The 16,745-nt window shown below is 62.0% G+C and carries 13 protein-coding genes; 7 read left to right on the forward strand and 6 right to left on the reverse strand.

What is annotated here, in order from left to right:
- Positions 1-176: 176 nt before the first annotated feature.
- Positions 177-3,068, reverse strand: a complete 2,892-nt coding sequence (locus tag JMN22_RS25370; RefSeq protein ID WP_181288529.1) for a ribonucleoside-diphosphate reductase subunit alpha — start codon at positions 3,066-3,068, stop codon at positions 177-179.
- Positions 3,069-3,924: 856 nt separating this feature from the next.
- Between JMN22_RS25370 and JMN22_RS25375 the strand changes: the two genes are divergently transcribed.
- A complete protein-coding gene (locus tag JMN22_RS25375; RefSeq protein ID WP_198798085.1) occupies positions 3,925-4,647 on the forward strand; it encodes a response regulator in 723 nt (240 codons plus the stop codon).
- On the forward strand, positions 4,644-6,254 hold the full coding sequence (locus JMN22_RS25380) for an ATP-binding protein (RefSeq protein ID WP_198798084.1): 1,611 nt from the start codon (positions 4,644-4,646) through the stop codon (positions 6,252-6,254). The genes JMN22_RS25375 and JMN22_RS25380 overlap by 4 nt, the downstream gene beginning before the upstream one ends.
- 118 nt (positions 6,255-6,372) lie before the next feature.
- On the opposite strand, the gene JMN22_RS25385 is transcribed toward JMN22_RS25380, so the two are convergent.
- Positions 6,373-7,098 (reverse strand): 4'-phosphopantetheinyl transferase family protein, encoded by a 726-nt coding sequence (locus JMN22_RS25385; RefSeq protein WP_187293362.1) that lies wholly within the window; start codon positions 7,096-7,098, stop codon positions 6,373-6,375.
- A gap of 189 nt (positions 7,099-7,287) precedes the next feature.
- On the reverse strand, positions 7,288-8,076 hold the full coding sequence (locus JMN22_RS25390; RefSeq protein ID WP_030142426.1) for a dienelactone hydrolase family protein: 789 nt from the start codon (positions 8,074-8,076) through the stop codon (positions 7,288-7,290).
- A 142-nt stretch (positions 8,077-8,218) separates the two neighbouring features.
- On the opposite strand from JMN22_RS25390, the gene JMN22_RS25395 reads away from it, so the two are divergent.
- The 3 genes from JMN22_RS25395 to JMN22_RS25405 all read left to right on the forward strand — a co-directional run bounded on the left by JMN22_RS25395 (position 8,219) and on the right by JMN22_RS25405 (position 10,931).
- Complete coding sequence (locus JMN22_RS25395) at positions 8,219-8,818, forward strand: hypothetical protein (protein ID WP_198798083.1); 600 nt, start codon at positions 8,219-8,221, stop codon at positions 8,816-8,818.
- 92 nt (positions 8,819-8,910) lie between these two features.
- Positions 8,911-9,588 carry a response regulator gene (locus JMN22_RS25400; protein WP_013694070.1) on the forward strand — a complete coding sequence of 226 codons (678 nt, stop codon included), beginning with the start codon at positions 8,911-8,913 and terminating at the stop codon, positions 9,586-9,588.
- Positions 9,585-10,931: an ATP-binding protein gene (locus JMN22_RS25405; RefSeq protein WP_198798082.1), complete on the forward strand. Its 1,347-nt coding sequence runs from the start codon at positions 9,585-9,587 to the stop codon at positions 10,929-10,931. Before JMN22_RS25400 ends, JMN22_RS25405 begins: the two co-directional genes overlap by 4 nt.
- Positions 10,932-11,111: 180 nt before the next feature.
- Here JMN22_RS25405 and JMN22_RS25410 read toward each other — a convergent pair whose 3' ends face one another.
- Positions 11,112-12,110: an AraC family transcriptional regulator gene (locus tag JMN22_RS25410; RefSeq protein ID WP_198798081.1), complete on the reverse strand. Its 999-nt coding sequence runs from the start codon at positions 12,108-12,110 to the stop codon at positions 11,112-11,114.
- 331 nt (positions 12,111-12,441) lie between these two features.
- Here JMN22_RS25410 and JMN22_RS25415 point away from each other — a divergent pair, with 331 nt between their 5' ends.
- Both JMN22_RS25415 and JMN22_RS25420 read left to right on the forward strand, forming a co-directional pair.
- Positions 12,442-13,773 (forward strand): dicarboxylate/amino acid:cation symporter, encoded by a 1,332-nt coding sequence (locus JMN22_RS25415; RefSeq protein WP_198798080.1) that lies wholly within the window; start codon positions 12,442-12,444, stop codon positions 13,771-13,773.
- 326 nt (positions 13,774-14,099) lie between these two features.
- On the forward strand, positions 14,100-15,281 hold the full coding sequence (locus tag JMN22_RS25420) for a CaiB/BaiF CoA transferase family protein (RefSeq protein ID WP_198798079.1): 1,182 nt from the start codon (positions 14,100-14,102) through the stop codon (positions 15,279-15,281).
- A 119-nt stretch (positions 15,282-15,400) separates the two neighbouring features.
- Here JMN22_RS25420 and JMN22_RS25425 read toward each other — a convergent pair whose 3' ends face one another.
- On the reverse strand, positions 15,401-15,895 hold the full coding sequence (locus JMN22_RS25425; RefSeq protein ID WP_030142420.1) for a SprT family zinc-dependent metalloprotease: 495 nt from the start codon (positions 15,893-15,895) through the stop codon (positions 15,401-15,403).
- 159 nt (positions 15,896-16,054) lie between these two features.
- Positions 16,055-16,657: a Yip1 family protein gene (locus JMN22_RS25430; RefSeq protein ID WP_030142419.1), complete on the reverse strand. Its 603-nt coding sequence runs from the start codon at positions 16,655-16,657 to the stop codon at positions 16,055-16,057.
- Positions 16,658-16,745 lie beyond the last annotated feature (88 nt).

The following is a 16,745-nucleotide window of genomic DNA, read 5'->3' on the forward strand; positions in this document are numbered from 1 at the left end:
AAGCTCGCTCCCACACTGGATTTTCGGCGTTCACAAATCCTTGTGGGAGCGAGCTTGCTCGCGATGGGGCCGGCACAGGCGCCGACTTTCCTCCAGGCAAAAGAAAGCCCCCGATAAACCAATGGCCTATCGGGGGCTTCTTTCAGCGGGCGCCTTTACGCGCCCGCCCGCTCAGCTTATTGGCAAGCTTCGCAATCCGGCTCGTCGATCGCGCAAGCCTTTGGCACGGGTGCCGGGCCGGCTGGAGCAGCCAGGACCGAATCGTCACCGTGGTTGCCGCCGCTGGAAACCGCGTTCAGCTTGCCGGTGTTGATGGTCGACTTCTCGGTGCTGGTGGCGGCCAGGGCGCGGAGGTAGTAAGTGGTTTTCAGGCCACGGTACCAAGCCATGCGGTAGGTCACGTCCAGCTTCTTGCCCGAGGCGCCGGCGATGTACAGGTTCAGCGACTGAGCCTGGTCGATCCACTTCTGGCGACGGCTGGCAGCGTCGACGATCCACTTGGTGTCCACTTCGAACGCGGTCGCATAGAGCTCCTTGAGTTCTTGCGGGATGCGCTCGATCTGCTGCACCGAACCGTCGTAGTACTTCAGGTCGTTGATCATGACCGAGTCCCACAGGCCGCGGGCCTTGAGGTCGCGGACCAGGTACGGGTTGATCACGGTGAATTCGCCCGACAGGTTCGATTTCACGTACAGGTTCTGGTAGGTCGGTTCGATCGACTGCGACACGCCGGTAATGTTGGCGATGGTGGCGGTCGGTGCGATGGCCATGATGTTCGAGTTGCGGATGCCTTTCTGCACACGGGCACGAACCGGTGCCCAGTCCAGGGTTTCCTTCAGGTCGACGTCGATGTACTTCTCGCCACGCTGGGCGATCAGGATCTGTTGCGAGTCCAGCGGCAGGACGCCCTTGGACCACAGCGAACCCTGGAACGTCTCGTAGGCGCCACGCTCGTCGGCCAGGTCGCAGGACGCCTGGATCGCGTAGTAGCTGACCGCTTCCATGGACTTGTCGGCGAACTCGACTGCGGCGTCCGAACCGTACGGGATGTGCTGCAGGTACAGCGCGTCCTGGAAGCCCATGATGCCGAGGCCGACCGGACGGTGCTTGAAGTTCGAGTTCTTCGCTTGCGGCACCGAGTAGTAGTTGATGTCGATCACGTTGTCGAGCATGCGCACGGCGGTGTTGACGGTGCGTTGCAGCTTGGCGGTGTCCAGCTTGCCGTCGACGATGTGGTTCGGCAGGTTGATCGAGCCCAGGTTGCAGACCGCGATCTCATCCTTGTTGGTGTTCAGGGTGATCTCGGTGCACAGGTTCGAGCTGTGGACCACGCCCACGTGCTGCTGCGGGCTGCGCAGGTTGCACGGGTCCTTGAAGGTCAGCCATGGGTGGCCGGTCTCGAACAGCATCGACAGCATCTTGCGCCACAGGTCCTTGGCCTGGACGACTTTGAACAGCTTGATCTTGTTGTACTCGGTCAGGGCTTCGTAGTACTCGTAGCGCTCTTCGAAGGCCTTGCCGGTCAGGTCGTGCAGGTCCGGCACTTCGGACGGCGAGAACAGGGTCCACTTGCCGTCATCGAAGACGCGCTTCATGAACAGGTCGGGGATCCAGTTGGCGGTGTTCATGTCATGGGTACGACGACGGTCATCACCGGTGTTCTTGCGCAGCTCGATGAACTCTTCGATGTCCATGTGCCAGGTTTCCAGGTAGGCACAGACCGCGCCCTTGCGCTTGCCGCCCTGGTTGACCGCAACGGCGGTGTCGTTGACCACTTTGAGGAACGGCACGACGCCCTGGGATTTGCCGTTGGTGCCCTTGATGTACGAGCCCAATGCGCGAACCGGGGTCCAGTCGTTGCCCAGGCCGCCGGCGAATTTCGACAGCATGGCGTTGTCGTGGATCGCGCCGTAGATGCCCGACAAATCGTCCGGCACGGTGGTCAGGTAGCAGCTCGACAGCTGTGGACGCAGGGTGCCGGCGTTGAACAGGGTCGGCGTCGAGGCCATGTAGTCGAAGGACGACAACAGGTTGTAGAACTCGATCGCACGGTCTTCACGCTGCTTCTCTTCGATCGCCAGGCCCATGGCCACGCGCATGAAGAAGACCTGCGGCAGTTCGAAGCGCACGCCATCCTTGTGGATGAAGTAACGGTCGTACAGGGTCTGCAGGCCCAGGTAGGTGAACTGCTGGTCGCGCTCGTGGTTGATCGCCTTGCCGAGTTTTTCCAGGTCGAATTCGGCCAGGACAGGGTTCAGCAATTCGTATTCGATACCCTTGGCGACGTAGGCCGGCAGGGCCTTGGCGTACAGGTCGGCCATTTCGTGGTGGGTCGCGCTCTCGGCGACTTCCAGGAAGCTCAGGCCTTCGGCGCGCAGGGTGTCCATCAGCAGGCGCGCGGTCACGAACGAGTAGTTCGGCTCGCGTTCCACCAGGGTCCGTGCAGTCATCACCAGGGCTGTGTTGACGTCCTTGAGGGCGACGCCGTCATAGAGGTTCTTCAGGGTTTCGCGCTGGATCAGGTCGCCATCGACTTCTTCCAGGCCTTCGCAGGCCTCGGTGACGATGGTGTTCAGGCGGCCCATGTCCAGCGGCGCGAGGCTGCCGTCGGCGCGTGCGATGCGGATCGAAGGGTGGGCCTGGACCGGTGCGTCGGCCGGCGTGCGGGTGGCACGCTCCTTGGCGCGGGAGTCACGGTAGATCACGTAGTCGCGAGCGACTTTCTGCTCGCCGGCACGCATCAGGGCCAGTTCGACCTGGTCCTGGATTTCTTCGATGTGGATGGTGCCGCCCGACGGCATGCGACGCTTGAAGGTCGCGGTGACCTGCTCGGTCAGGCGGGCCACGGTGTCGTGGATTCGCGACGAAGCGGCAGCGGTGCCGCCCTCAACTGCGAGGAACGCTTTGGTGATGGCGACGGTGATCTTGTCATCGGTGTAGGGAACGACAGTGCCGTTACGCTTGATCACACGCAGTTGGCCCGGCGCGGTGGCGGACAGATCCGGGCTCGAATCGGCGGCCAGCGGCGCGGTGCCCTGCGGGTTCTCGCGAGTTGTGTCGGTGTGCATGGGTGTCTCCACGTTCTCTATGTTTATTTGGGCACCATCACGGTGCCCACCGTTCCGTCCTGAAGCACTACAACCGACTGGCGCCGGGTATAACAACTTCGGGACAGTAGGAAGCGGGCCACGGGCACCGCCTCCATCCGAAGTTCTTGGGTAACGGGCCTGGGCTCGAAACCGGGTTTGCCAAGGTGGCAGCGAAGGACTGCAACACCCGTACCGTTTCGGTCGTTTTCGACCGTTCGAAACGGTTGCCATCCGCAGGGGCGGTCTGGACTTGGAAACTGCGGTGTTGCAGAAGGACAGAGGCAAGAAAAGCGCTTGAATTCTCTATCCGACTTGTGTTGGGTTTTTGGCCTGAAACCCTACATGTAGGGTTTTTTACGCGGCGGGCTACAAGATAATGCGTTTTCAGGCGTGAATCAACGTGCTACCTGTGGATAAGCCTGTGCGTAATTTGTGTGCGAAACGTGGAACTGCTCTGTAGGCCGCGACCTAGCTGGAGCGAGCCTTTTTTCGATGTTTTTGACGACTCGAAAACAGCCCGAGGTTTTTTGCGGGCGCGGACGTTACCACACAAATCCAACCCGACCGAACGCATTTGTCCGCTTGTTTTCTGCGAAGGTGGCGTTTATACAATCGGCCGGTGCATGGGCGTGTTTATCCTCCTTTTAGATGACAAAAAGATGGGAGGATGCAGATTTCCAAGCGGGCACCTTTGTGGCGAGGGAGCTTGCTCCCGCTGGGGTGCGTAGCGCCCCCATGATTTTTGCGGCCGCTGCGCAACCGAGCGGGAGCAAGCTCCCTCGCCACGGGATAGTGCTGATCCTTCTTTTATATTCACAGCAAGACGAGGCCCCCCGTGGAACAAGAAGCCTGGCAGATTTTGATCGTCGAGGATGACCAGCGTCTCGCCGAGCTGACCCGCGAATACCTGGAAAGCAACGGCCTGCGCGTCGCCATCGAAGGCAACGGCGCGGTGGCGGCGCAGCGGATCATCGACGAGCAGCCGGACCTGGTCATTCTCGACCTGATGCTGCCCGGCGAGGACGGCCTGAGCATCTGCCGCAGGGTGCGCGAGCGCTACGACGGACCGATCCTGATGCTGACGGCGCGTACCGACGACAGCGACCAGATCCAGGGCTTGGACCTGGGCGCCGACGATTATGTCTGCAAGCCCGTGCGCCCGCGCTTGCTGCTGGCGCGCATCCAGGCCCTGCTGCGGCGCAGCGAACCGGAACCTGCCGTGCCACCGAAGCAGAGGCGCCTGGAGTTCGGTCCGTTGGTGGTGGACGACGCCTTGCGCGAAGCCTGGCTGCAGGGCAATGGCATCGAACTGACCAGCGCCGAGTTCGATTTGCTCTGGCTGCTGGTCTCCAATGCCGGGCGCATCCTGTCCCGCGAGGAGATCTTCACTGCCCTGCGCGGTATCGGCTACGACGGCCAGGACCGCTCCATTGACGTGCGCATCTCGCGCATCCGTCCCAAGATCGGCGACGACCCCGACCATCCGCGTTTGATCAAGACCATCCGCAGCAAAGGCTACTTATTCGTCCCTGAAGCTTGCGTAGACACCGCTCCGTGAACTCAATCTTCCTGCGCATCTATGGCGGCATGTGCGCGGCACTGGTGTTGGTGGCGGTGCTTGGCGTACTGGCGCTGCACCTGCTCAACCAGACGCGCGGCGAGCAATACCGCGAGCGCCTGGCCCACGGTACGTTTTCCTTGATGGCCGATAATTTGCGGCCGATGAATGACACCGAGCGTCGTCGGGCCCTGGCAGTGTGGGCGCGCCTGCTGGGCATCCCGCTGGAACTGCAGGTGCTCAGCCAGGCGGAGCTCGACCTGGGCCAGCGCACCCGCGTCTTGCGTGGGCAGGTCCTGGTGGAACAGATCGGCCCCCATGCGGCGAAGGTCTATCGGCTGGTCAGCGATGGCGAGCAGTTGGCGTTGGTAGGCGAAGTTCGCCAGATCAGCGAGCAGTTGGCCCGGGCGACGATCTACTTGTTGGCCGACGAGCTGGTGCGCTACCCCGTGGCCGAGCAGCCCGAGCGGCTTGCACAACTCAAACAGGAAAAGGGCTTCGGTTTCGACTTGCGCCTGATGACCGTCGACCAGGCAGACATGGACGAAGACCAGCGTCGTCGGGTCTCGGAGGGCGATACGGTGATGGCACTGGGCAAGGGCGGCGACTCGATCCGTGTGTTCGCCGGGATGGTCGGCACGCCGTGGGTCCTGGAAATCGGCCCGCTGTACCAGATGAATCCTTACCCGCCCGAATGGCTGGTGTTGATCGCGGCGTTGGGGTTGAGCCTGATCGGCTTGATCGTCTATCTGCTGGTGCGCCAGTTGGAACGACGTTTGCGCGGCCTGGAGTCAGCCGCCACACAGATCGCCCAGGGCAGCCTGGAAACCCGCGTGCCGGCACGCGGGGCCGACTCGGTGGGGCGGCTGGCCTCGGCGTTCAATGGCATGGCCGAGCATCTGCAGCAATTGCTGGCGATCCAGCGGGAGCTGGTGCGTGCGGTGTCCCACGAATTGCGCACGCCAGTGGCGCGCCTGCGGTTCGGCCTGGAAATGCTCGGAAGCGCCAGCACGCCCCAGGCCCGGGACAAATACCTGGCCGGCATGGACCACGACATCGAAGACCTCGACCGGCTGGTGGATGAAATGCTGACGTATGCGCGTCTGGAGCAGGGCTCACCGGCGTTGAATTTCCAGCGATTGGACCTGGACGCGTTGGTCAGTCAAGTCATCGAAGAATTGGGCCCTCTGCGGGCCGGGGTTACCGTGGAGCGTGGCCTTTGCCTGTCCGCAGCCGATTGCGATGGCGCCTGGGTCGAGGCCGAGCCGAGATTCCTGCATCGCGCCCTGCAGAACCTGGTGGGCAACGCGATGCGCCACGCCAGATCCCGGGTGACGGTGAGTTACCAGGTGGGCCAGTTGCGCTGCCGGATCGATGTCGAGGATGACGGACCGGGCGTGCCAGAGGCGGCCTGGGAGCGAGTCTTCAAGCCGTTCCTGCGCCTGGACGACAGCCGCGCGCGTGCCTCGGGTGGCCATGGATTGGGGCTGTCGATCGTGCGGCGGATCATTCACTGGCATGACGGGCGCGCCTTGATCGGCAAGAGCAAAAGCCTGGGCGGGGCGTGTTTCAGCTTGAGCTGGCCGAGGCATCAGGATCGGTCTTGAGATAAGCGCTGAATGATATTCCGCTTTCGCGAGCAAGCCCGCTCCCACATTTTGAAAATGCATACCACCTGTGGGAGCGGGCTTGCCCGCGAAGGCGGCACTCCAGGCAATACAAATCTCAGGCCTCGATCCCCACCAGGCTCAACAACTGCCCATCCTTCACCCCAAACTGCCCTTGCAACTCACTGCCATGACGCCATTCGGGCGACAGGTCGGTCAGCAGCCGCAGGCGCACTTGCCCACCATGGGACCATTCCAGCACCTCGGCATGTTCGAAATAGAAACGCTTCCCGACGATTGGATACAGCGCCTTGAACAGGCTTTCCTTGATCGAGAAGGTCAACGTCACCAGTAGCGCCCGGTCCTCTCGCGAAGTGGTTGTCATGCGCAGCAGTTCGGCGGGCGTGAGGATTTCCCCGGCCAGGCGCTCGGCGCGCTCCGGGTCGAGCAGGTTTTCCAGGTCCATGCCCAGGCCTTGCCAACGCTGTTTCTGCGCGACGATGGCCGCTGCCCGGCCGGTGCTGTGGGTGATCGAACCGCTGATATGGGCTGGCCAGACGGGGGCGCGGTCTTCGCCGATGGGAGGAATACAGGCGATCCCATCAAGCCGATGCAAGGCCGCCCGGGCGCAGATCCGCCCGGCGAGGAATTCCGCCTGGCGCTTGGCCACCGAGCGCTGGATGCTGTCCGGCTTTTCGATGGCGCTGTTGGGGAAATCAGCCGCGACGAGCAGCAGTGGATCGAAGCGAGTGCTGAGCAGCACCGTATCGGGCAAGGCGTCGGGCAGCAGCCAATGTTCATCCAGAGGCGAGCAGCAGGCGGGCAGGGCGGGGAGTGGGTTCATGCCCGGCATTTTGCCGGGTTGGCTTGAGGCTGGGTAGTGGGAAGACGTTTGAGCGGGATCGCTTTTGTGGCGAGGGAGCTTGCTCCCGCTCGACTGCGCAGCGGTCGCCGACAATCTTGGGGCCGCTTCGCCCGAAGCGTCGGACCGTCCCAGCGGGAGCAAGCTCCCTCGCCACAGGAGCAGTATGTGTCAGAAAATCTTCTTGAAGAACTTCTGCATGTCCGCCCAGGACTTCTGATCGGCTTCCTTGTTGTAGCCAATGTCCGGCCCGCCGTGTTCGCCGTGGCTCAAACGGTCGGCGTCGGGGTTGCTGAAGCCGTGCTTGGCGCCGTCGAGGCTGACGAATTTATAGTCGGCGCCGGCCTTGTCCATCTCGCTCTTGAACGCGGTGACGTTGTCCTCGGTGACCATGCTGTCCAGCGCGCCGTGCTCCACCAGGATCTTGGCCTTGACGCTGCCGGGAGTGGCCGGCGTGTTGGTGACCAGGGCCCCGTGGAAACTCACCACGCCGGCCAGTGGCACGCCTTGGCGCGCTGCGTCCAGCACCACCTTGCCACCGAAGCAGTAGCCGATGGCGGCGAGTTTGTCCGGATCGGTCTGGGGTTGTTTCTTCAAGAGGTCGAGCCCGGCCTGGAAGCGCGCGCTGGCCGCCTGGCTGTCCTTGAGCGCTGCCTGCATGAACGCCATGGCGTCCTTGGGATGCTCGGTGTTCTTGCCATCGCCGTACATGTCGATGGCCAGGGCGCTGTAGCCAAGACCGGCAAGGTCACGGGCGCGGCGCTTGGAATAATCGTTCAGTCCCCACCATTCATGCACCACCACCACGCCCGGGCGCGGGCCCTTGACCGCGTCGTCGTAGGCGTAATAGCCGATCAGCTTCGTGCCGTCGGCACTGGTGTAGGGAATCTCCTGGGTCTGGATGGCGGCGTGGCTGGCGCCGCTCAAGGCCAGCAGTACAACAGCAAGCAACCTGCGCATGATCGATCTCCTTAAAAAGTGGTGCACACAGACTAGCCGATTCATTCAGCCGAGGTTCAGAGAACATTCAAGGGGTGTTCAGGGAGCGATGGCTATCGTGGCTGCGACTTCACACAACCATTGCTTCACAAGGAACCTGATCATGACTGCTATGAAAAAACTGTTGCTGGCATTCACTGTACTGGGCGCCAGCGCCATGGCCCACGCCGATGACAACTTCGCCAGCCTGACCCTCGGCCAGACCAGCGACAAGGTCAAGAAATCCAACGCCCTGGACCAGAACCTGAACCATCCGAACGCCGACGGCGCGATCGCCAAGGCCACCACCTACGGCCTGCGCCTGGGTCGGCAGAATGATCAAGGTCGCTACTACGCCACCTACGACAACGTATCGGGCAGCCACAACGGCATCAAGCTGCGCCAGGAAAACCTGCTGGGCAGCTATGACTTGTTCTATCCGGTCACCAGCAGCACCAAACTGTTTGGCGGCGGCACGGCGGGCCTGACCAAATTGACCCAGGACTCGCCAGGCTTCAGCCGCGACACCGACATCGGCTACGCGGTGGGCTTGCAAGGCGGCGTCCTGCAACAGATTTCACAAAACACCTCGGTGGAACTGGGGTACCGTTACCTGCGCAGCAATGCCAGCACCGAAATGAGTCCGCACGGTGGCGCCAAGGTTGGCTCGCTGGACCTGACCAGCAGCGCCCAGACCTATCTGTCGGCGAACTACACGTTCTAGGCGGCAGGAGATGGAAACGTGCAGCCGGGTCGGCCCAAGACGATCCGGCGCCGCGTTTGACATGGCTGTTCTGAATCGCCTGGGAGAGGCCCATGAAACTATTGGTTGTCGAAGACGAAGCGCTGTTGCGTCATCACCTGCAAACCCGGCTCACTGACAGCGGCCATGTGGTGCAGGCCGTGGCCAATGCCGAAGAGGCCCTGTATCAGGTCCGCGAGTTCAATCATGACCTGGCGGTGATCGACCTCGGCTTGCCAGGCATCAGCGGCCTGGAGTTGATTCGCCGGCTGCGCTCACAGGACAAGACTTTCCCGATCCTGATCCTCACCGCCCGCGGCAACTGGCAGGACAAGGTCGAAGGCCTTGCCGCCGGGGCGGACGATTATGTGGTCAAGCCGTTCCAGTTCGAAGAGCTGGAGGCCCGGCTCAATGCCTTGCTGCGACGTTCCAGTGGCTTCACCCAGTCGACCATCGTCGCCGGGCCATTGCTGCTGGACCTCAACCGCAAGCAGGCGTCCCTCGGCGAAGAACCACTCGCATTGACGGCTTATGAATATCGCATCCTTGAATACCTGATGCGCCACCACCAGCAGGTGGTCGCCAAGGACCGCTTGATGGAGCAACTGTACCCGGATGACGACGAGCGCGATCCCAATGTCATCGAGGTATTGGTGGGCCGCTTGCGCCGCAAACTGGAAGCCCCGGCCGGCTTCAAGCCGATCGACACCGTGCGGGGCCTGGGTTATCTGTTCAACGAGCGCTGCCAGTGATTCGTTCGCTGCGACTGCGGTTGATGCTGGCCGCCATGACCCTGGCGGCGCTGTTCATGCTGGCCTTGTTGCCGGCGATGCAGGGGGCGTTCAGCCTGGCCCTGCAGGAGTCCATCGAACAACGCCTGGCATCGGATGTGACCACGCTGATTTCCGCCGCCCGGGTGGAAAATGGTCGATTGAAGATGCCGGCGCAATTGCCGGATGAACGCTTCAACCTCGCCGATGCCCGATTGCTGGGCTACATCTATGATCGCGACGGCAACCTGGTCTGGCGCTCGAAGGCGACCCAGGAAGAACACATCAACTACACGCCGCGGTATGACGGCCAAGGCAACCAGTTCGCGCGTATCCGCGAGGACAACGGCCAGGAATTCTTTGTCTATGACGTCGAGGTCAAGCTGCTCGGCGGCCAGAGCGCGGCGTTCAGTATCGTCACCTTGCAGCCGGTGCGTGATTACGAACTGACCTTGCAAGGGCTGCGGGACAATCTCTACCTTGGTTTTGGTGCGGCCTTGGTGGTGCTGCTGGCGCTGTTGTGGATCGGCCTGACCTGGGGGTTGCGCGCCTTGCGACGCCTGAGCCAGGAATTGGACGAAATCGAAGCGGGTACGCGGGAAAGCCTGAGCACTGCACACCCTCGGGAGCTGTTGCGCCTGACGGGCTCGCTTAACCGGTTGTTGCACAGCGAGCGTGAACAGCGCAGCCGCTATCGCGACTCCCTCGATGACCTGGCCCACAGCCTGAAAACCCCGCTGGCCGTGTTGCAGGGCGTCAGCGAAGACATGGCCCGGCGCCCGCAGGACCGTGGGCAGGCTTGGGTGCTGCAGACCCAGATCGAACGCATGAGCCAGCAGATCGGCTACCAGTTGCAACGGGCCAGCCTGCGCAAAAGCGGGCTGGTGCGCCACCAGGTGCGTCTGCGCCCGGTCCTGCAGAGTCTGTGCGACACCCTCGACAAGGTCTATCGCGACAAGCGTGTCCAGGTCCATTTCGATTTGCCGGAGCACTGCCAGGTGCCGATCGAACAGGGCGCCCTGCTGGAGATGCTTGGCAATTTGCTGGAAAACGCTTATCGGCTGTGCCTGGGTGAAGTGCGGATCAGCGTGCACCAGACCCTCGGCGGTACGGAGTTGAGCGTCGAGGACGATGGCCCAGGCGTACCGCCGGACCAGCGTGCGCGGATTCTCCAGCGAGGCGAACGGTTGGATCGCCAGCATCCGGGGCAAGGGATCGGGCTGGCGGTGGTCAAGGACATCATCGAGAGCTATGGCGCGCGGTTGACCTTGGGGGATTCGGAATTGGGCGGGGCGGCGTTCCGGATTCACTTTCCGGTGGTTTGATTGGCGTTTCAGTGTGTCGCGAGCCCCTGTGGCGAGGGGATTTATCCCCGCTGGGCTACGCAGTAGCCCCAAATGGGTGGCGTGGTGTGTCAGACAGAATGCAGGGGGCCGCTTCGCAGCCCAGCGGGGATAAATCCCCTCGCCACGGGGCAGCACACCACAGAAGTGGGATATCCCCCATCAGTTTTCCAACTCCCGATACGCCCCCGGCGTCACCCCCGTCCACTTCTTGAACGCCCGATGAAACGCCGACGGCTCCGAGAACCCGAGCTGCTCGGCAATCTGCTGCAACGACAGATCCGCCCGGCCCAAATGGTAGATGGCGATATCCCGCCGCAGTTGATCCTTGAGTTCCTGGAAGCTGGTGCCTTCTTCGCGAAGATGCCGGCGCAGCGTCTGGGAACTGATGTGCAGATGCGCGGCGACGGTGTCCAGGTCGGGCCAACGCGCTGTGTCGCGGCTGAGCAGGCGGCGCAGTTGGCTGCTCAGGCTGTGGCCATCGTCCGGGCGCGAGAGCAGGTCGGCGGGTGAGCGTTCGAGAAAATGCTTGAGCGTTCGCTCGTCCTGGAGCAGCGGCATGTCCAGGTAGCGCCCGTGAAACAACAGGCTGGTCCGTCGAGCCTCGAATACCAGCGGGCAGGGGAACAGCAGGTCGTACTCCGCGCCGTGGGCAGGCTTGGCATAGCTGAAGGTCGCCTGCTCCAGACCGATCCGCTGGCCGATCAGCCAACTGCCGAGGCGATGCCAGATGACCAGCAGGCTTTCTGTCAGGAAATGATCGGGATCGCGCAGCGTCGACTCATCCAGGTTCAACCGTACCCGGTCGCCTTCGGTTTCCAGGGTCAGGCTCGGCGCATCGGGAAACAGGCTGTAAAAGAGCAGGCCGCGTTGCAGGGCTTTGCCCAGGGTCCGACAGTGGATCAACGTGTGACACATCATGGCAAACGTCCCGGGTTTACTCGCGGCCCGGCCAAATCCGAGGAATTCATCCTCCAGATCCGCCCATAGCGCCTGCAACAGCCGGGCGAACTGCTCCGGGGCGATTCGCGCTCGCGGTTCGTCGAGCAGCTCGGGGCTGATGCCCAATTGTTGCAGCAGAGGGAGATAGTCAAACCCGTGCCGGCGCGCGCCGCCCAGGGCTGCGCGGGCGAAGTGGCTGGCAATCGTGCGTTGGCGCATGGCTCAAATCCGTCCGTTAAGCCGGCGATGGTAGCAGGGCGTCCGGGCTGGACAAGGCGGATATCCGCCAAATCCAGGAGTGAGAAACGGCGTCTTGGCGGAAATCCGCCATCCTTCGCCGCCTGTTTAACCGGCGACAAATAAACAAAAGCGTTCTGCAACGCGGGTTGTAGGGCATTTCCTCAAAATGGCACGGACCTTGCGATGCCCTGTGCAGGTCTGCCGCGTGCAGCCGACAAAACAAATCCCTCCAGTGCAGGAGGGTTCGCAATTGAGGTGTCGTGGACAACAGGTGGATGTTGCCCCACGGGACTCTTGAGGAAGGTTTGCCATGACGACTCGTCAGCCACTGTACAAATCCCTGTATTTCCAGGTGATCGTAGCCATTGCCATCGGCATTTTGCTCGGTCACTTCTACCCGCAGACCGGCGTTGCCCTCAAGCCGTTCGGTGACGGGTTCATCAAGTTGATCAAGATGGTCATCGCCCCCATCATCTTCTGCACCGTCGTCAGCGGTATCGCTGGCATGCAGAACATGAAATCGGTCGGCAAGACCGGCGGCTACGCGCTGCTGTACTTCGAAATCGTTTCCACCATCGCTCTGCTGATCGGCCTGGTCGTGGTCAACGTCGTGCAACCGGGCAACGGCATGCACATCGACGTGTCGACCCTGGACACCAGCAAGATCGCCGGTTTCATTTCTGCCGGTAAAGACCAGAGCATCATTGCCTTCATCCTCAACGTGATCCCGAACACCATTGTCGGTGCGTTCGCCAACGGCGACATCCTGCAAGTGCTGATGTTCTCGGTGATCTTCGGTTTTGCCCTGCATCGCCTGGGTGCCTACGGCAAGCCGGTGCTGGACTTCATCGATCGCTTCGCCCACGTGATGTTCATCATCATCAACATGATCATGAAGCTGGCGCCGCTCGGTGCGTTCGGTGCCATGGCCTTCACCATCGGCGCCTACGGTGTCGGTTCGCTGGTGCAACTGGGCCAGCTGATGATCTGCTTCTACATCACCTGCGTGGTGTTCGTGCTGGTGGTGCTGGGCGCCATCTGCCGCGCCCACGGTTTCAGCGTCGTCAAACTGATCCGTTACATCCGTGAAGAACTGCTGATCGTGCTGGGCACTTCCTCCTCGGAATCGGCCCTGCCGCGCATGCTGATCAAGATGGAGCGCCTGGGTGCCAAGAAGTCCGTGGTTGGCCTGGTCATCCCGACTGGCTACTCGTTCAACCTCGACGGTACTTCGATCTACCTGACCATGGCCGCGGTGTTCATCGCCCAGGCCACCGATACCCCGATGGACCTGACTCACCAGATCACCTTGCTGGCGGTGCTGTTGCTGTCCTCCAAAGGTGCGGCTGGCGTGACCGGTAGCGGCTTCATCGTGCTGGCGGCCACCCTGTCGGCCGTGGGCACCTTGCCGGTTGCCGGCCTGGCGCTGATCCTGGGCATCGACCGCTTCATGTCCGAAGCCCGTGCGCTGACCAACCTGGTGGGCAACGCCGTTGCCACGATCGTGGTCGCCAAGTGGGTCAAAGAGCTGGACGAAGACCAATTGCAGACCGAACTGGCTTCCGGTGGTCGCGGTATCTCCGATGTCCGTGAAGAAGACGACGTGGTTGCAGCGGCTGATACCGCAGTGCCTGTGAAGTGATCTTCGGCCTGTGACGAAAAACCCGCTTCGGCGGGTTTTTTGTTGGACGCAATTATCGGCAGACAGGCTTTTGTGGCGAGGGAGCTTGCTCCCGCTGGGCTGCGCAGCAGCCCCCCGACCACTTGAATGCTGTCTACCTGATACACCGCGGCGGTTGGTTTGGGGTCGCTTCGCCCGAAGCGTCGGACCGTCCCAGCGGGAGCAAGCTCCCTCGCCACCATGAAGTTGTGCTGAGCATAATTGTCAGCCCAGACAACCCCTTCGGTAATTGCCCCACCGCCAACCCCTGCCTAGTCTTGGATGCACATTCAAAGCGGAGATCTTCCATGCAGGGGCCACTGGCATCGCTCAAGGTTCTGGATTTCTCGGCCCTGCTGCCAGGGCCGTTCGCCTCGCTGTTGCTGGCGGACATGGGCGCCGAGGTGCTGCGCATCGAATCGCCGGACCGTCCGGACCTGCTGCGGATCCTGCCGCCCCACGACCAGGGCGTCTCGGCCAGCCATGCCTACCTCAATCGCAACAAGCGCAGCCTGGCGCTGGACCTCAAGCAGCCGGCGGCGCTGGAGATCATCAAACGGCTATTGGCCGACCATGACATCCTGTTGGAGCAATTCCGCCCCGGCGTGATGGAACGGTTGGGGCTGGGCTATGAAGCGCTGAAGGCGATCAATCCCCGGCTGATCTACGTGTCGATTACCGGCTACGGCCAGACGGGGCCCTACAAGGACCGCGCCGGCCATGACATCAACTACCTGGCCCTGGCGGGTTTGGCCAGCCATACCGGCCGTGCCGACAGCGGCCCGTTGCCGCTGGGGATCCAGGCGGCAGACATCGCTGGCGGTTCGCTGCATGGGGTGATCGGGCTGTTGGCGGCGGTGATCGCCCGTCAGCAGAGCGGGCAGGGCCAGCACTTGGACGTGAGCATGACCGATTGCGTTTTCAGCCTGAATGCCTTGGCCGGCGCCGGTTACCTGGCTTGTGGCGTGGAGCCGGCGCGGGAAAATCACGTGCTGAACGGCGGCAGTTTTTATGACTACTACCGCACCCGCGATGGCCGGTGGATGTCGGTGGGGAGCCTGGAACCGGCTTTCCTGCAGGCATTGTGCGAAGTGTTGGGGCGACCGGAGCTGGCAGCGCAGGGATTGTCGTCCGAGCCTGGGCAACAACACCTGCTGAAACGGGAGCTGCAGAGCGAATTCGAAAAATACGATTTCACTGAGCTCCAGGCGATGTTCGCCAAGGTCGATGCCTGCGTCGAGCCGGTGCTGGGGCTGGACGAGGCGCTTGAGCATCCTCAGTTGAAAGCTCGGGACCTGGTCACCCAAGTACCCCGTGGTGATGGCTCGCGACAGCCGCAGATCGCCTGTCCGTTGAAGTTTTCCGAAGGGCTGCCCGAGCCGCGGCATATCGGCGCGAGGCTGGGGGAGCATACGGACCAGGTATTGGGGGCGTTGGGGTTCAGTGCGGAGCGGATCAATCAATTGCGCAGTGACAGGGTGGTTGTGTAGCGACCGTCAGGGCCCTATCGCGAGCAAGCTCGCTCCCACAGGGGATTAATGTCGTTCACGGATCCAGTGTGGGAGCGAGCTTGCTCGCGATGAGGCCAGTCCAAACACTACAAAAAGCACTATTCGACCCGCGTCTCCCCACTGAACACCAAGGTATTGCGACAACTGCGGCATAAATACCGCCGCCCCTGACGCACCAGGCGATGGCGCTGGGCCGTGAACGGGAAATCGCTGCCGTCGCACGGGCATTTATAAATGTAGCGGGTCGCGGTGCGGCGTTTGATCTCGTAGGTGTGGCAACGGTTGGGTGGCAGTTCGTAGACTCCACGCATGATCAGTTGCCATTCCTCGCCATGGGCCTGGATACGGTCGCCAAACAACTGATGGGCAATCAGGTGCGCCACCTCGTGGGCCACCGTCTGCTTGAGGAAGTCTTCGGCGTTTTCCTGGTACAGCTGCGGGTTGAAGCGCAGCAGGTTTTCATGCAAATGCGCGACGCCGGCTTTCTGGCCGCGCAACTTGAGGCTGACCACCGGGCGTTTGAAAGGACGTTTGAAAAAGGATTCGGCTTGTTGGTAACACTCTTCGACGCGGGTATTGAGTTGCTCGAGCATGCTTTACGGGTCTCCAGAAAGGCGAGTATGCCGCAAGCGCTGGCCGTTGCGAATCGCCCAGGTGCCCAATGGTCGTCCCGGCAGATCCAGATACAGAGGAAGGCCGCCTTGCGGCGGCCTGTGGTGGCAGATCGTTTTTTGTTGGAGAGCCTCAATCCTTCAATTGGTATAGACCGGACCAACGCCCAGCCCCCAGACAATCACCGTGAACGCCATGATCGCCACCAGCACCACGAGGCCGACGGCAAGCACCGAGCTGGAAAACAGGAAGCCTTCGTCCTGGGGAATGTTCATGAACGTCGGCAGGCCCACGTACAATAGGTAGACCGTGTAGCAGATCGCCGCAGTGCCGACGATCATCCCCAGCCACATGTGTGGATAGAGCGCCGCCAGGCCGCCAATGAACAACGGGGTTGCGGTGTAGGTGGCAAACGCGACACACCGGGCCAGGCTCGGGCTGGCGTCATAGGTGCGGGCCATCCAGTGAATGAACGCACCCATCACCGCCACGCCGCCCAACATGGCCAGGTAGGACATGATGGTCATCCACAGCGCGCTCTCCTGGGTGAGCATGACCGGTGGACGATTGCCGATGACCCATCCCACCTGCGTGGTACCGATGAACGCCGACACCGCCGGGATGGCCGCCAGGATCAGCGTGTGGGTGAGGTACATGTGGCTGATGCTTTCCTCCTGATCGCCACGGATTTCTTTCCATTCTTGATCAGGGTGGGTAAAGAGCCCCACGACATGATGGATCATAGTCAGTCACTCCTTTGTTATTGCCATCGCCCCCCAACGGAGCGCCTACGGGCCAAGTGGCCGGGTAAGTTAAGGTCTGTAAGTGTGT

This window comes from Pseudomonas sp. HB05 (assembly GCF_016756915.1).
In the GTDB taxonomy this organism is placed as follows: domain Bacteria; phylum Pseudomonadota; class Gammaproteobacteria; order Pseudomonadales; family Pseudomonadaceae; genus Aquipseudomonas; species Aquipseudomonas alvandae.

Excerpts from the sequence above, each read along its gene's own strand:
- JMN22_RS25410 (WP_198798081.1), bottom strand. The coding sequence starts at position 12,110 with ATGCGCCAACGCACGATTGCCAGCCACTTCGCCCGCGCAGCCCTGGGC.
- JMN22_RS25390 (WP_030142426.1), bottom strand. The coding sequence starts at position 8,076 with ATGCGCAGGTTGCTTGCTGTTGTACTGCTGGCCTTGAGCGGCGCCAGC.
- JMN22_RS25400 (WP_013694070.1), top strand. The coding sequence starts at position 8,911 with ATGAAACTATTGGTTGTCGAAGACGAAGCGCTGTTGCGTCATCACCTG.
- JMN22_RS25370 (WP_181288529.1), bottom strand. The coding sequence starts at position 3,068 with ATGCACACCGACACAACTCGCGAGAACCCGCAGGGCACCGCGCCGCTG.
- JMN22_RS25385 (WP_187293362.1), bottom strand. The coding sequence starts at position 7,098 with ATGAACCCACTCCCCGCCCTGCCCGCCTGCTGCTCGCCTCTGGATGAA.
- JMN22_RS25430 (WP_030142419.1), bottom strand. The coding sequence starts at position 16,657 with ATGATCCATCATGTCGTGGGGCTCTTTACCCACCCTGATCAAGAATGG.
- JMN22_RS25395 (WP_198798083.1), top strand. The coding sequence starts at position 8,219 with ATGACTGCTATGAAAAAACTGTTGCTGGCATTCACTGTACTGGGCGCC.
- JMN22_RS25420 (WP_198798079.1), top strand. The coding sequence starts at position 14,100 with ATGCAGGGGCCACTGGCATCGCTCAAGGTTCTGGATTTCTCGGCCCTG.
- JMN22_RS25415 (WP_198798080.1), top strand. The coding sequence starts at position 12,442 with ATGACGACTCGTCAGCCACTGTACAAATCCCTGTATTTCCAGGTGATC.
- JMN22_RS25425 (WP_030142420.1), bottom strand. The coding sequence starts at position 15,895 with ATGCTCGAGCAACTCAATACCCGCGTCGAAGAGTGTTACCAACAAGCC.